Origin of the sequence: Hyella patelloides LEGE 07179, from assembly GCF_900659865.1 — a bacterium.
Lineage (GTDB): Bacteria > Cyanobacteriota > Cyanobacteriia > Cyanobacteriales > Xenococcaceae > Hyella > Hyella patelloides.
The window spans coordinates 22806-35319 of record NZ_LR213808.1 but is presented as its reverse complement, the minus strand read 5'-3'; the positions used below and the strand labels follow the sequence as shown (position 1 = coordinate 35319).

12 protein-coding genes and 2 pseudogenes are annotated in these 12514 nt (G+C 38.9%); 4 read left to right on the top strand and 10 right to left on the bottom strand.

Annotated elements, in window-relative coordinates; genetic code table 11:
• The first annotated feature begins 613 nt into the window (after window positions 1–613).
• From H1P_RS09185 to H1P_RS09180, 3 genes are all read left to right on the top strand, one after another.
• On the top strand, window positions 614–964 hold the full coding sequence (locus H1P_RS09185; protein ID WP_144866458.1) for a hypothetical protein: 351 nt from the start codon (window positions 614–616) through the stop codon (window positions 962–964).
• A gap of 300 nt (window positions 965–1264) precedes the next feature.
• The gene (locus H1P_RS38865) at window positions 1265–1387 is read left to right on the top strand and encodes a hypothetical protein (RefSeq protein ID WP_281291123.1); all 123 of its coding nucleotides are present in this window, start codon (window positions 1265–1267) and stop codon (window positions 1385–1387) included.
• Window positions 1388–1765: 378 nt separating this feature from the next.
• The gene (locus H1P_RS09180) at window positions 1766–4102 is read left to right on the top strand and encodes a M1 family aminopeptidase (RefSeq protein WP_144866456.1); all 2337 of its coding nucleotides are present in this window, start codon (window positions 1766–1768) and stop codon (window positions 4100–4102) included.
• Between the two features lie 370 nt (window positions 4103–4472).
• Here the strand turns inward: H1P_RS09180 and H1P_RS09175 are convergent, their stop codons facing one another.
• Entirely contained in the window at window positions 4473–4907 is a 435-nt protein-coding gene (locus H1P_RS09175; protein ID WP_144866454.1) for a DUF4332 domain-containing protein, read from the bottom strand.
• A gap of 273 nt (window positions 4908–5180) precedes the next feature.
• On the opposite strand from H1P_RS09175, the gene H1P_RS09170 reads away from it, so the two are divergent.
• On the top strand, window positions 5181–5642 hold the full coding sequence (locus tag H1P_RS09170; protein ID WP_222426992.1) for a hypothetical protein: 462 nt from the start codon (window positions 5181–5183) through the stop codon (window positions 5640–5642).
• A gap of 134 nt (window positions 5643–5776) precedes the next feature.
• On the opposite strand, the pseudogene H1P_RS09165 reads toward H1P_RS09170, so the two are convergent.
• The 9 genes and pseudogenes from H1P_RS09165 to H1P_RS39290 all read right to left on the bottom strand — a co-directional run bounded on the left by H1P_RS09165 (window position 5777) and on the right by H1P_RS39290 (window position 12123).
• A pseudogene (locus H1P_RS09165) lies at window positions 5777–6180 on the bottom strand (PIN domain-containing protein).
• Complete coding sequence (locus tag H1P_RS09160) at window positions 6177–6401, bottom strand: hypothetical protein (protein ID WP_144866452.1); 225 nt, start codon at window positions 6399–6401, stop codon at window positions 6177–6179. Before H1P_RS09160 ends, H1P_RS09165 begins: the two are co-directional and overlap by 4 nt.
• A 294-nt stretch (window positions 6402–6695) precedes the next feature.
• Complete coding sequence (locus H1P_RS09155; protein ID WP_144866450.1) at window positions 6696–7115, bottom strand: type II toxin-antitoxin system VapC family toxin; 420 nt, start codon at window positions 7113–7115, stop codon at window positions 6696–6698.
• Window positions 7112–7324, bottom strand: coding sequence for a hypothetical protein (locus H1P_RS09150; RefSeq protein ID WP_144866461.1), 213 nt, complete (start codon window positions 7322–7324; stop codon window positions 7112–7114). Before H1P_RS09150 ends, H1P_RS09155 begins: the two co-directional genes overlap by 4 nt.
• 170 nt (window positions 7325–7494) lie before the next feature.
• Entirely contained in the window at window positions 7495–7749 is a 255-nt protein-coding gene (locus tag H1P_RS09145; RefSeq protein WP_144866448.1) for a Txe/YoeB family addiction module toxin, read from the bottom strand.
• On the bottom strand, window positions 7746–7991 hold the full coding sequence (locus H1P_RS09140; protein WP_144866446.1) for a type II toxin-antitoxin system Phd/YefM family antitoxin: 246 nt from the start codon (window positions 7989–7991) through the stop codon (window positions 7746–7748). The genes H1P_RS09145 and H1P_RS09140 overlap by 4 nt, the downstream gene beginning before the upstream one ends.
• 256 nt (window positions 7992–8247) lie before the next feature.
• The gene (locus H1P_RS09135; RefSeq protein WP_186375901.1) at window positions 8248–8949 is read right to left on the bottom strand and encodes a leucine-rich repeat domain-containing protein; all 702 of its coding nucleotides are present in this window, start codon (window positions 8947–8949) and stop codon (window positions 8248–8250) included.
• A 107-nt stretch (window positions 8950–9056) separates the two neighbouring features.
• Window positions 9057–11753, bottom strand: a pseudogene (locus H1P_RS09130) (efflux RND transporter permease subunit); the annotation flags it as partial.
• The gene (locus H1P_RS39290; RefSeq protein WP_342799557.1) at window positions 11719–12123 is read right to left on the bottom strand and encodes an HlyD family secretion protein; all 405 of its coding nucleotides are present in this window, start codon (window positions 12121–12123) and stop codon (window positions 11719–11721) included. The gene H1P_RS39290 and the pseudogene H1P_RS09130, both read right to left, overlap by 35 nt.
• Between the last annotated feature and the right edge of the window lie 391 nt (window positions 12124–12514).

Sequence of the window (12514 nt, the reverse complement as noted above, 5' to 3'; positions counted from 1 at the left end):
TTTTAGGGGTTTTTCGCCATTTTTACTTAACTTTTTGCTGCGCCCAAAATCCTTGTAACCTTTATTTGCTCAAGGTTGTCAAGTTATTCAGCAAACCCTAACTATATGTAAGTCTAATAAATGAACTCTTGTGGTTTCTCTTCTAAAACGCGATCGCTTATAATGAGTACGTAAAAGCTAACTATTATAAGTTATTGCCAGCAGTTACTATCGTTATAGAATACGCACAACCAGCAATCATTAAGGTAAACTAAATGTTCGATTTTCATAGTAAAGTATGCTGCTCTATTATTATGAACAACTTCCAATTGTTTAATAGATCGAAGTAATTATCCATTGTTGAATAGGAACTTAATGGTTATTTATTTTTAACAAGTTAAATCGATCTTATTACTTAAGAAAATTTTCAGATATGGCGTTGCAACATCATTGAGCTTTTTAGGATAGTCATGAAAGAAAATAATATTGTGACTTTCAGCTTCTGCTCATAGTTTACAAGCTCTTCATCTTTTCCGATATTTCTTCTTTGAAACAATAAATATCGACTCAAAAATTTGCTTCTTTACTTATTTAATTCGGGTAGACTGTTTGTAGTTTAAAATAATACTTAGTAATGACCAATCATCATCATGAAAATAACTTGGCAGATAATGAAGATTATAACCCTGTTCTCAGCCTAATCAGAAATCAGCTAAAGATTTCAGGACAAGAAATTATTGTGAGAGACGAAAAGTGGACTCAGCAATTTACGAGTTTTTTAGTTCACGGGCAAGAAGATGTTGTCGCAGCTTCTCTTCAGTTGTTGGAACAAGGGGTTATTAGTAGTAGAGAACTTAATTTGACTCCCTGCAATCCCGATGCTAAAACAATTTGGAGTAACTATTATTTAATTGGAATCAAGAAGCCTCACAATAGTTTGGAAACCGAATTTTTGAAGCTAGATTTTCTCAATCAAAAAAGTTAATTTAAATTGTTAAAAATAACATTTTCTCCAATTAAGCTAGCAAGTAACTATCAAATATGCGATAGAAATTGTCATAAAGGAGATAAATTAGAGCAAGAAATATTTAAAACAAATTTACCCTTAAAACTTAAAAAATTATAACAAGGTAAAAAGTTGCAATATTTTAAAAAATAGGAAAAAAGAAATTAAAGATTTAACTAATTACTACTGGTTAGAGAATACTTAATTTAAAATGGGTTTTGTAAATCGGATTTAGTATGACTAACTATTATATTATCTGTGGAATGAGGCGATCGCGAAGTGCTGCCAAAGGCAGACCGCAATCGCGCCTGCGGAGCAGATAGTTCTTGGTCTGAGGGTGAGATCGCTTTTGGTGGCGATTTATCAGATTGTACCTTCTCATCTCTAGCCTTTTTGAGTTAGAGCGACACCCCGCAGGTTTCAAACAACAAAAAGCTGTGTCAGAGTCTCTACTTCTCTCTTCAAGTTGTTGAACTGTTGAACCGTTGCTTTGAGGACAATTGTCAAAACATTTGTCCTACTAAATTGGTTGATTTTCCCCAAAAGTGTAACCTACTTTGAACAACGCCGTAACAAAAATTACTTTATTAAAAATCCATCTCTGAGAAAATACTGAATAAAGTACTTATGATTAGTTATAAGCAGTTTAGCTCAAAAAAACCAACAAAAATTAGAGTGTAACTGTCTATATTATTTATTGAAGTTGACTAAATGAAATAATCAAATTTACTTTCCAGATGACCTCTTAGGCATTAAGCCAACAAAAGGAGAAATTGATAGATGAATAATCAATTAATAGGGCAAGATAGTCAAGCTTCTGCTGGTAGTATCGGGCTTGGCGACTCCTACTATCCTGGACTGGGTAATGGTGGCTACGATGTCCAACATTACACCTTGGATTTTAACGTCATTGATGTTGAAACAAGTCTCCTCGATGCTACTGCTACCCTTGAAGTGCAAGCAACACAAGACTTAAGTAGTTTTAACTTGGATTTTAGTGGTTTTGAAATTGAAAGCATTACTGTTAACGGTGAGCTAGCGGGTTTTAGTCGTGATGGTGATGAACTAACAATAACTCCCACAGAGCTTTTAAATCAGGGAGATGATTTCACCGTCGAAGTAAAATACAAAGGCTCTCCTGAATCAACCACCTCAATTAGTTTTACTGATAGAGATTTCGATCTACCCACTGGCTGGGTTACTTTTGATGGTGGTAGCTATGCACTAAGCGAACCCAACGGTTCAGAAACTTATTATCCCCTTAATAATCACCCCCTCGATAAAGCCACTTACACCTTTCGCGTTACCACTCCCGAACCTTATGAAGTAGCTGCCAATGGCATATTGGAGGAAACCATTGATAATGGTGACACCAATACCTATGTATTTGAAGCAAGAGACCCGATGGCAGGATATTTATCAACCATAAATATCTATGATGATTTCACTGAAGAAATGCAAACGTCAGCTAACGGCATTCTCGTTCGTAACTACTTCGCCGACGAGATTCCTGAAGAACAACTAGAACCCTTCGATCGACAACCAGAAATGATTGATTATTTCAGTGAAATTTTTGGTCCTTATCCGTTTGAGGTTTATGGTTCTGTTGTCGTTAACACAGAGATAGGTGCTGGCGCGCTGGAAACCCAAACTCTTTCTATCTATGGTTTGGAGGCTGCAAATAGCTCGATACTTGAAGATATTATTGCTCATGAACTAGTACACCAATGGTTTGGTAATAGTTTAGCCCTAACAGATTGGAGTGATATCTGGCTCAACGAGAGTTTTGCTAGTTATGGTGAAGGATTATGGATTGAAGAAAGCCAAGGTGGAAGCGAAGCACTAGATAACTGGCTCAAAGAACAGTTTACTGATGTTGCCATCAACTTTGATAATTATTCTACCCCTGGTAATCCTCCTCCTGGCGATCTATTCAATGGTGGTGTATATATCTGGGGAGGGTTAGGCTTACACGCCCTGCGACAAGAAATTGGCGATGATGCTTTCTTTGATTCCTTGAGGACTTATACTTCAAGATTCGAGAATGGCAACGTTACACCAGAAGACTTTATTGCCATTAATGAAGAGGTAAGTAACCAAGAATTAAATCCATTATTTGATCGCTGGTTCTATAGTGAAGAACTTGCTTCTTTTCCCGAACTAGGACTTTTTGCTGGCACTCTAGACAACGATATGTTGCTTGGCACTGATGCTGATGAAGTTTTAAGTGGTCTTGATGGTGACGATACTCTTGTGGGTAACGGCGGTGACAATACTTTGGTTGGTAATTCAGGCAATGACTTACTTTATGGTGGTGGAGATCTAGATATCTTCGATCCAGGCAGTGGAACTTTAAACGGTCTTGATGGTAACGATTTTCTCACAGGTGGTGATGGTAACGATCGCTTTATTATTGCCTCAGAAGGAACAGATACTATTACCGATTTTACTCAAGATGAGGACTTCTTAGAATTACCAGAAACTATTAGTTTTGCCGATCTCGAAATTGTTCAAGGTCAAGGAGAAGACACTGATAATACTTTCATTAATTTTGAGTCAGAAACTTTAGCTATTCTGAATGACATTGATGCAGCCGAAATTTCTCAATCCGACTTTGAGATGGATATTACTCCCCCTGAGCCACAATTCGGCACAGTTGATGGCGATGTTTTAGAGATAAATTCTGCGGGTCAATTCGTTTTTGTCGGTGACGGCAATGATTTGATTGATGCTACAGCAAGCAAGGGAGATAATCGCATTTATACTGGTTCGGGTGATGACACCCTAATCTTAGGTGCTGGCGATCGCGGATTCTCTGGAGAGGGTGAAGACCGATTTTTTGCTAGTTCTGGTGGCGATAATACTCTCACTGGTGGAGAGGGTGCAGACCAGTTTTGGATTGCCGTTGCCGAAATTCCCAACTCACCTAATACGGTGACTGATTACGATCTTACTGAGGATGTCATTGGTATTGCTGGACTTGGCATCGGATTTAGCGATCTCAATCTTATTCAGCAAGAAGAAGATGTGTTAATTCAGGCTGAAGATAACGATCTAGCTATTTTCCAAGGAATTACTACTGATAGCTTGAGTGCCAATAATTTTGTTTTTACTTAAGTTCAGTTTGATTAGTACGTCTAATGTGAATTGAAATTACTTTTGATATAGCCTAAATCATCTAGTATAAATGGGTAGTCCCTGCAAAAAATGAAGCTGCAATGTAGTAATATTTACTGATAAACTGATATAGCGATCTCGAAGATATCTGCTACGCGGTGCGCGTAGCAGCAGACCGCATTCTTCAATTATAGTCAGTTATGTTTCCGTTGCTTTCTTGATTCTAGATTTTTCTTACTGGTTCGGCTTAATAGGATAAATAGCTCTAAATGCTCATCACAATTGGTTACAGTTCTATCTTAGTGAGTAGTTGTTTAGCCATTGCCCTCGCTTTTTTCGTTCTGTTTACCAATTTTTTTTTCAGAAAAGCTTACCTATTTATCGAGATTAATTCCCGATTCATCATTAACAATCTTGCTTCTTCAATCCATTTTTTTACCTGGGATACAGAAGGAGTTAAATCCTGACGCTGCATCGTCGCGACATAAAGACGTTTGATAGTGGGATGTATTCTGTGTAATGGTGTTTGAGATAATTGCATCGTTGAAGCAATCCCCGAATGTAATAGTAAACCACAATATTGATACCCCACACTAGGAATTCTCGCTAAATCTGCTAGTGCAATCCATTTATTGATGTGTTTGATATGAAGTTGTAACTTATTTGCTAAAAGATTTCTTGCTTGAGGTGTCTGACTATTCAGTAATAAATCTCTAGTTGTTTTTATCCCATTTTGGCTGAGTAATTCTTGTTCTTTGGTACTCAGTCCTGGTATTTTAGCGATCGCCCAATAACAAGGTTGCATTTTTTGGCGTTGGTGATTTCAGCTATTAAGTATAGCCGTATAAGATTAGGTTAGGATCGAAAAGGTCATAAATAAGTAATTCAATATTTTAGACTACACAATTTTATTTGAGCATCTTCACTAAAATAAGAATAGCGATCGGGCGTAGCCTGGCACTGCGCGAACAGCAGAGAGGGCTAAGAACGCGATCGCAGTGGAGAAGGAGTGACTGGAAAATTAACCTGGTTGATTTAGTATTGAATGGGATTTTAGTTGTTGTTTGGAGGTATTTGAATGCTCTTTCTTGACCTAAAATATCTAAGTTCTGCGGTGTTAGTGATGGCATTTGGTTGGACTTGGCCAGGAAGAGTTGAAAAATGTACTGCTCTGTCAGTAGTGGAAGGTCAAGGAACTGAAGTAAACAAGACCGTTTCTATACCAGGTTTAGGGTTAGTCGCCAAAAACAACTGGAATACAGATTGGGTAGTTTCTTCCCATGAAAAGTTTCAAAGTTTTCAAGCCACAATTGTCTCGGAAGATGATAGCTCATATAGGATCGAGATGTATCTCAAATACGGCGATCAAACTGCCGATCAGTTCTATCAGAAAAAAGAGGTGAAACTAATAGCTAATGAACCTCTAACTATTGAGGCAACTACACGAACCAAAACTCAACCTTATCAAGTTAACCTCTTAGTGGGAGGAATTGAAGCAGTGGGCAAAACTTATACTGCTTCAGTGGTTGGCTGTAGTTAGCTCAAGTCTGGCACTGATTCTTCTTCGATTCTTGGTATTAGGACTTTCCTAATTATGAACCAGTAAATACATCTACCGCAATGAGACCATCTTTGAGAATCTTATAATTAATTTCCTGACTACTAATAAAGCATCTACTCAAACCAATTCTCTATTTTTAATCCCTGAAAATTATCAAAATCACTAAAATCAGATTATTACTATAAGCGATCGCCGCAATTTGACCATCTACAAAAGCTGGAGTTTTCCCCATACTTATTAATCTTGCTCTTTCGGTGGCGTGCCATTGTGCTGATTTCAAATCGTAGTCAAATATGGAAATATTAGGTAAGATGACATTTTCGATATATGCTTGCAAAGTTTCGCGCTTTTTAGATACAAGAAGTCGATAACAGCCAAACAATAACTCATGAATTACTAAGGTAGCTGTGCCTAATTGCTGTTGATGTAATTGCAGTTTTTGTAAAACATTAGGGTTGGGTTTTGGGCGGATAGCTTCTGACAAGATATTAGTATCTAGTAAATACTTAATAGTCATAGTTCTATATTTCTACCCGTAGTTTTATCTCGCAAATCCTCAAAAACTTCTGCTTCAAACTCTACATTTGTAAACTTTTGAGAATTTCTGAATTCTTCTAAGCTAGACCAGAAGTTATTTACAGTTTGAATATCAACTAATATTTCCTGACCATCAGAAATGTTAATTTCTTCTAGTAGTTCAATCGTTTTTCCTTTTTTGATTCCTCTAACTAATGACATAACGACACCTCGATACATTTACAATAATGCTTCGTTCCTATCCGCACCGTAAGTTAGGGCTGAAGCTCACATAATTTTACTGTAACGGTAGGTGGTTTATTGAAGTTTGAAATTTCATTTTTGCGATCGCGCCTTTAGATAAAGTCAAAATCCCCGATATGGTCTGATTTCGATTTTTGAGAATCCGATCGTTAATTCGCTAACTATCAATAGGTGAAAGTGTTAACTATTGAAAGCGATCGCGATTTATTAAAGACTTGAATAGAATTTGAGATAATTAAGATCGCTTAAACCTCAATTATCCGCTCTTGTTTCGACTTCCCAATCTTGAAGTTTTAACTCTTCAATTCTTTGAAATTCTCGAATATTATGAGTTACTAAAATCAAATTCTTGGCTATGGCAATTGAAGCAATCTGTAAATCCTTGATACCAATCATTTCACCTTTGGCTTCCAACTGAGCATTTAATCTGCCAAAAGCTAGAGCAGCAGCATCATCAAAAGGAAAAGATACAAAAAGACTGAGAAGTTCTTGCTGTTTTCGGTAAGTGCGATCGGGATTACGGCTTTTGAAAGCACCATAAATAAGTTCTGACTTAACAATCGAACAACTAAAAACTTGAGTTAAATCAATCGTTCTAAATTTTTTTCTAATTTTAGGCGAACGTCCATTCAAATATCTAGCCCAAACATTTGTATCTAGCAAATAAGTCATGCTGTTTCTTTTTGGTTTTGCTCCTCTACTAGAATAGGATCGTCTTCTAGGCAACCATAAAAACTATCGACAACATCATGAATATCTTCTGATTTTGTTTGTTGAGTTGATTGATATACAATCACTAAATCCAACTCCTGATTTGCCAATTCGGGCGGTAACTGTATGTTTAATTTGCCATTATTATCAACCTTCGCTATGAAACTCATACTATTCACGATCAACCCTCTCTTTTAAATATCTATCAAGCTTAGAAACGGCTTGCTTCAAAGATGTTCTTTCTGCCGCTGAGTCTATGATAATAGCAAATTGTTAATTAGCTTGAAATAGAGATCGCGCCTTTAGATAAAGTCAAAATTCCCAATAAAGTGTTATCAATTTAATAATGAAATTTACATTGAGCCACAAGTATCTTATCTCCAGTGACTTTATATACTAGGCGATGTTCTTGAGTGATTCGTCTCGACCAGTACCCAGTCCAATTATGTTTTAGTGGTTCTGGTTTACCAAGACCCTTAAAGGGAGTTTCTTTGATATTTTTCAGTAGAAGGTTAATTCGCTTAAATACTTTAGGATTTTTCTGCTCAAAGTCACGATAATCTTTCAAAGCAGAAGCAGCAAAAACGACTTTCAAATTTCTACTTCAATTCCACCACCATCTTCTAATTCTGCGATCGCCTCATCTAAAACTCTGATGTTTTCTTTACTAGACATCAAATGTAGAGTGGCTTCATTCGTCTGATAATCATCAAAGCTCATTACCACAACTTTTCTACCGTTAGACCTCGATACTACGATGGGAATGCGATCATCTTCAACCTTATTGAGATAGCTAGCAAGATTTTGACGAAATTCTGAGTAGTTAACAGATTCCATGAATTTAAGTACTTGTTTTTGTACCTAAATTATAGCTTTTTATCTATTCCCCGATCGCTCTTGATTTAATTTCGATTTGTTTGCGATCGCCCTACTATAACTTAATAGATGGTTTATTTTAGTTGGGAACTTCTTTTACGCGATCGCCAGTTTAATAAAGTCAAATTTCCCATACAGTGCTATTTAATCGCGCCTCAAGGGGAAAATATGAAGAGATAATTGCACAAGTTGAACAAGGAAAACACAAGCTATTAAATTAAATTCCCATGGGTGGGGGCTGTTTGATATCATGACCACCAGTATGAGAACCAGATACATAGCCTTTTGGCGTTTCTGGAAGTGAATTAATGCAATTCACCGAACAAGCATGAACTAGCAAGGGAAGAACATCAGTCGCTACGGGAAGAGATATCCAACGTCGAATAATTTTAGACGGCTCTAATTTTGTTCTACAAACACTACACTCCTGGGGAGTAATTAGCGAATATGCTTCTGCATTTATATGTTGTTTCAGATTGGGAAATGGAGGACGGTATTTATAGTTGCCATAAATAGCACGAGTGCTAACTGTGCTTGATTTGAGCTTTGTGCATCGGATTATCTCATAGGGAAACCAATGCAATAAATATGAAGTGTATGGTGTAAACGTCTCAAGTGATTCCATTTCACCAATTTCTGGGGGAATACGAACAAGACAACTACCATAAAGGCTTAAGTTTTTGACATTTTTAAGTTTTGCAATTGTCGGTGGAAGAGTAACAATTTCAGAACGTTCTTCAATAGTAAATTCGCGAAGTGGTGCGAATTCTTCAACACCCGTTTGTGCAGCAGATTCAATAAGATCTAGCAACCGCAGCCATGACTCGCATTGCGTGTCTTGTTTGTCGCTATGAATCTTGGAAAGAGAACCGTGCTTTCGAGATTCCTGATTAAAGCACTTACATAGTTCTTTAGGCATTTTGTTACATTGATTGATAAGGTTTACGATATTTTAGACTATGTGATATCTCTAGCTGAAAGCGATCGATTTTAGTTAGCTCTTACGCTCCATAAATGTCATCAATGTCATCCCTCAGTTTTTCCGCCACAGTCATATTTTAATTGTGTAGATATAGACGATCGCTTTTTCCCTAAAACTCTGTCAACAAAATCGTGGAGCAGTATATAAAAACAGGGAATAATAAACAAAGTTAGCAGAGTTGCCAATGCTAATCCTGAAAAGACCACAATCCCCAATGGTTGCAAAAACTCTCCCCCTTGTCCTAAGCCTAAAGCTAAGGGAAACATCCCAACTACGGTAGTAATAGTAGTCATGAGAATAGGGCGTAATCTTTGGGGTGCTGCTTTTAGAATCGCCGTGGCGCGATCGCATTTTTCCCGTTCTTGAATCTGATTAGCTAGTTCAATTAAAATAATGGCGTTGTTGACCACAATACCGACTAACAAAACTGCCCCCACAATGACCGTAATGCCGATCGCAGTTTGGGTAAGATAAAGTCCCCATATACCTCCCGCCAACGCCAGGGGTAAGGTAAACATAATTACTAGAGGATCGATGAGGGAATTGTACTGTACTGCCATGACGACAAAGACTAAAAATGCTGCCAGTCCGCCTAAAACAGTAAAAGAAGATTGAATTTCTCGATTGCTTTGAGCAGCAGCACTAGGTAGACGGCTAACGCCTTCAGGGAGATCGATATCTTGAAAAATTGATTCTAATTCAGCTAAAGCGTCCCCTAGATTGGCATCTTCATTGAGAGTACCTGCAATGAGAAATACCTGTTCCTGGTTAATACGCTGAATTTCCCCAGGAGCTTCTCCATATTCAATGTGGGTTACATCTCCCATGCGAATTAAGCGATCTCTGCCATCGGTAAATAAGGGAATTTGGGCTAGTTGGGAAGGACGGCTAATGGATTCTTCCTTTAGCTCGACTCTGATATCTACCAGTCGATTGCCCCGTTGCTGTTGAGTGGGGACAGAACCAGTGGTGGCAGTTTCTAAGGTATCGCCAATGTCTTGAATATTTAAGTTAAGTTCGGCTGCCCGTTCGCGTTCGAGCCGAATTTGCATTTCGGGTTGTTGGGGATCGGCATCGGGACGAAAGGTAGATAGGGTAGCTCGTTGTGCCAAGGTTTTTAACACTTCGACCCCTGCCTGTTCTAAAACTTGAGCGTCTTTGCCCTGAAGTATGACATCAACATCTGCCCCACGTAGGGGAGAGTTGTTTAAAATTAAGCCCCTGACAGAACCAAGTCTAGGTCGCAGGAGAATATCAACTAGATTGAGTAGCTCTAATTCATCCGATATCCGCGACACGAAAGCCTCAACATCAGTATTTGGCTTGAGAGTAATGGTGCTAGAACCTCGTTGGGGATTTTCGCTCGTATTGCTGCCAAACAAAAAACCCCCCGCAGTAGTGAAAGTATACTCTGTCTCTGGCTGTGCTAGTAAAATCTCGTCCACTTTTGCCATGACTCGGCGATTGGTTGCTAAAGGAGTGCCTGGGGAGAATTGAGCGGATAATTCTACTTGTCCTGTATTGATGCGAGGTAAAATCTCTTGAGGAACTTGGGCGATCGCAAGTATACTGCTGCCACCGAGTAATAAAAAGGTTAAGCCAATGATGATCGCCCGCCGATAAACAACTTTTTTAAGTAATACACCATAATGTCTGGTAGCAGCTTCAAATTGACGATTAAATGCTTGCAGTAGCCAAAAGCGTCCAATGGAACTCGATTTCGGTATTGAGAGTAAGCGAGAGGTGAGCATTGGTACAGTGGTTGTTGCTACCAGGATTGAGGCAGCTACAGCAAAGCTAACGGTAAGAATTAATTCATTAAACAACAGCGCAATAAAGCCACCAATCAGCAAGAAAGGTAAAACTGCCACTAAATTAGTACTGGTGGAAGCAACCAAAGCTGATTCAACCTCTCGACTGCCAGAGATCGATCGCGCAATTAACTGTGGGGAATTGAGTCGGGTTTTGGCATCCTTGCCTGGGGTCATTCCCGCCCGTTCGGCAATATTTTCTAACATGACAATGGAGTTATCCACCACAATCCCTACTCCCACTGCCAACCCACCTAAGCTAAATACGTTGAGAGATAAACCAAAGAGCTTCATTAAAATAATTGCTGCCATTGCTGCCAAAGGAATGGCTAAAACGACGATCGCCGTTTGACGCAGAGAACCAAGAAATAGTAAAACTGCGATCGCAGCTAGCCCCGCACCAATTAAACCAGCATTAGTAACGTTACGAATGGCATTGCGAATAAAAACTGATTCATCGAAGGTGGCAACTAACTCCATATCTTCGGGAACTAACCCCGAACTTTTTAATTGTTCGAGTCGCTGTTGAATTCCTTCTACCACTTCCACTGTATTGGCTTCGGGTTGCTTTTGAATACTAACCTTAACCGCAGGTTGTTCGTTGAGGGAAACAAAAACTCGCTGGTCAGCTTGACCGTCGATAACTTGGGCAAAATCTCGCAGATATACACGGCGAGTAGAGGTGGAGTCATCTGCTGTGTTATCTGCTACTTCAAAAGATAAAGCTGCAATGTCTTCGGCATCCTCAAAGCGACCAATTGCCCTAGTCAAAGGTTCGTCAAGCTCTCCTAGAATTCGTCCGCCAGAAATATCCTGATTGGTTTCTTCTAGCTCTGTCAGCACATCACTTAACCCCACCCCCAAAGCTTGAAGACGGCTGAGATCGATTAAGACTCTAATTTCTTCTTCTACACCTCCCGAAATGTCTAGCCGAGGTGCGATTGGCTACCTGCTGTTGTGCCGACTCTAATGCTTGTTTGGCATTATCTAGGGTATTCTGGGCTTGTTCTGCCGATTGTTGGGTAACTGCACCTTCTTTAACAAGCTGATTCGACCTAACCAGATCGGACTGTGCCTGTTGTAATGTGATTTTTGCCTGCTGGATCTGAGTCAGACCTTCATTTACGTCTGCCTGAAGACTGGTAACTTCTGATTGCAAGGCAGCTAATTCTGCTTTTGCTTCTAATACGGTAGCTTTGTTAATGGAATCGTCAATCTGTGCCAATACCTGACCTTGTTCTACTCTAGAGCCTACGTCTACGTTCAAATCGAGTATCTGTCCTTCAATGCGCGATCGCATAGAAACTTCTCGTACGGGGTAAGTTGTACCAACATATTGAGTATCTTTTTCCAGCGTTCCTTGGCTTGCTACTCCTACATCGACAGATAGGGATTTTTGCTGTTGTTTAGAGCGAACAGAATCACTTTGAGCATCTCCAGGAGGCATTAGATCGCAACCCGCAGCTAACATCAATAATCCTGGTAAAAGGATCGAGCAACCGATAAAAGTGAATCGGTTTGCCAATCGATAAGTATGTTTAGTAAGGAAAAATTTAAGTGACATAAATATTACCAAGCTGGAGAAAATAGGAGCGATTTGATTCGCACAAAATTGAATTAAACTTTTGGGCGTTGGTAGTTTGATGTATGACGTATTTGCGTAGCTTATCCTTTAGGACAAAATGTTTCTG

Coding starts and splice junctions, on each gene's coding strand:
- H1P_RS09185 (WP_144866458.1), top strand. CDS start 614: ATGACCAATCATCATCATGAAAATAACTTGGCAGATAATGAAGATTAT.
- H1P_RS09180 (WP_144866456.1), top strand. CDS start 1,766: ATGAATAATCAATTAATAGGGCAAGATAGTCAAGCTTCTGCTGGTAGT.
- H1P_RS09175 (WP_144866454.1), bottom strand. CDS start 4,907: ATGCAACCTTGTTATTGGGCGATCGCTAAAATACCAGGACTGAGTACC.
- H1P_RS09170 (WP_222426992.1), top strand. CDS start 5,181: ATGCTCTTTCTTGACCTAAAATATCTAAGTTCTGCGGTGTTAGTGATG.
- H1P_RS09160 (WP_144866452.1), bottom strand. CDS start 6,401: ATGTCATTAGTTAGAGGAATCAAAAAAGGAAAAACGATTGAACTACTA.
- H1P_RS09155 (WP_144866450.1), bottom strand. CDS start 7,115: ATGACTTATTTGCTAGATACAAATGTTTGGGCTAGATATTTGAATGGA.
- H1P_RS09150 (WP_144866461.1), bottom strand. CDS start 7,324: ATGAGTTTCATAGCGAAGGTTGATAATAATGGCAAATTAAACATACAG.
- H1P_RS09140 (WP_144866446.1), bottom strand. CDS start 7,991: ATGGAATCTGTTAACTACTCAGAATTTCGTCAAAATCTTGCTAGCTAT.
- H1P_RS09135 (WP_186375901.1), bottom strand. CDS start 8,949: ATGCCTAAAGAACTATGTAAGTGCTTTAATCAGGAATCTCGAAAGCAC.
- H1P_RS39290 (WP_342799557.1), bottom strand. CDS start 12,123: ATGCGATCGCGCATTGAAGGACAGATACTCGATTTGAACGTAGACGTA.